Annotated in this window: 2 protein-coding genes; both read right to left on the bottom strand. The window is 39.8% G+C overall.

Annotation, left to right across the window (positions count from 1 at the left end; translation table 11 throughout):
* Positions 1 to 666: 666 nt before the first annotated feature.
* The gene (locus tag F0251_RS24210) at positions 667 to 837 is read right to left on the bottom strand and encodes a hypothetical protein (protein WP_171731980.1); all 171 of its coding nucleotides are present in this window, start codon (positions 835 to 837) and stop codon (positions 667 to 669) included.
* A 66-nt stretch (positions 838 to 903) separates the two neighbouring features.
* Positions 904 to 1,335, bottom strand: coding sequence for a replication/maintenance protein RepL (locus tag F0251_RS24205; RefSeq protein WP_171731979.1), 432 nt, complete (start codon positions 1,333 to 1,335; stop codon positions 904 to 906).
* Positions 1,336 to 1,572 lie beyond the last annotated feature (237 nt).

Genomic DNA, 1,572 nt, shown 5'->3' with positions numbered 1-1,572 from the left:
TATGTTCAACAGGGCTGAACATATCAGCGAAAAAAAGCCTTTAAAATCAACACCTTAAAAATCCCTCTTTCTTACTCTTCACTATGATACTCCAGAGTCTCATAAGCTATGAGACTCTGGTCTTTAAAGTCGATATAAATCAATAACTTAGGAGTGAGTCAGATTTACTTACTTCTGACGCTCTCACTTCGTTCGTTTGTCTGACATCCACAGCCACAAATTTGTGGACAATTTCCGCAAGCGGAAAACGCATCCGCTTTGACTCACAGATTTGCGTCTGAGGCCGTCTCTATGGCCTCCTGTTTCGTTTTTGTTTTTTGCGTGTGGTTTTTTAGCCCCGCAGGGATAAGGGCACTCTATGAGCTTTTGGGGTTGTTTTAGGTGGGTGCCCGATACAGATGCTTAGCAGATACTGACTTAATTCCCCCTTCTTCCTGCTAAGCCAGGATAAGGTGCAGGGCACTGCCAATTACCGGTTCTTTTGGTGGTCTATCGATGTGTGATTTAGGGGTGTGAGCGCGTTCCGAGGCAAGCGAAGCGCGGGGCGCGCACTTGGTATATAAGGGAACTATCCAACCCCCCCTAAAAGGTTGTTGATTTTAAAGGCTTTTTTATTTCTGTCGTTTCTTAGCAAAGAGGAGCTATACAGCCCCTCTTTATCGTTTTTTACCCTGTTATTGCGCTTAGATTTTGAATCGTTTCGTACTGCGATATTCTTAGTGCTTCTAGTGTTTTTTTATCTACTGAACTTGGGGGTTCTATTAAAATTTCAGTGATCTTTACCAGCTGACTTACTAGATCTTTAATTTCTTCGGTGTGATAATTTTCTTTAGTCATTTTCAACTCCTGTTTAGTTGATTTTGATTTACTGGCGAGTCGGGTGCCCTCCCTTCTCGCTAGTGTTTAATTTTCTATCATTGGTAGATTCTTTTGTTTTATTAGATCTTCTATTTCTTGGTTTTCAGACTTGCTAATAAACATCTTACCTTCGAACTCGCAATAGGGCTTATTAGTCCTCCAAGCCTTCCAAACTATCGTTGGATTTAGTACGTAGACGTTTGTTGTACCCATTTTCGCTGTTGATATATAACCTTCATTTTTAAGAAGTTTTACAGCGTTACTTACCGTCGTTCTCCCTTTTCCTGTTATTTCCTCTAGAACTTTAGATGGACATGCCACTGCATTTTTTCTGTTCATGTGTTGCGATAAGAACATGAATATATCTGCTGCCACTGGGTTCTTTTTTATCAACTCTCTTACAAATCCAATGTTGCTCTCATCGTATTGCACAAACTTTGCGTTTTTGCGCTCCTCTTCGAACGTTCTGCCTTCCATTCCCTTCCCTTATGTTCAATGCGCCTGAACATATCTGTTCATTTAAAAGATATAGGTAGTTTAACATTTTGAACAACTAGTTCAATATATTGTTACTGTTCATTTTTTGTTATGTTCAACAGGGCTGAACATATATGTTCAACAGGGCTGAACATATCAGCGAAAAAAAGCCTTTAAAATCAACACCTTAAAAATCCCTCTTTCTTACTCTTCACTATGATACTCCAGAGTCTCATA

The sequence above is a fragment of the Vibrio sp. 070316B genome (assembly GCF_013114115.1).
GTDB lineage: Bacteria > Pseudomonadota > Gammaproteobacteria > Enterobacterales > Vibrionaceae > Vibrio > Vibrio chagasii_B.
The sequence above is the reverse complement of the archived record's forward strand: the minus strand, read 5'-3'. Positions and strand labels throughout refer to the sequence as shown.

What these genes read in the sequence shown, in the direction of transcription:
- F0251_RS24210 (WP_171731980.1), bottom strand. Translation starts at nt 837, where the DNA reads ATGACTAAAGAAAATTATCACACCGAAGAAATTAAAGATCTAGTAAGT.
- F0251_RS24205 (WP_171731979.1), bottom strand. Translation starts at nt 1,335, where the DNA reads ATGGAAGGCAGAACGTTCGAAGAGGAGCGCAAAAACGCAAAGTTTGTG.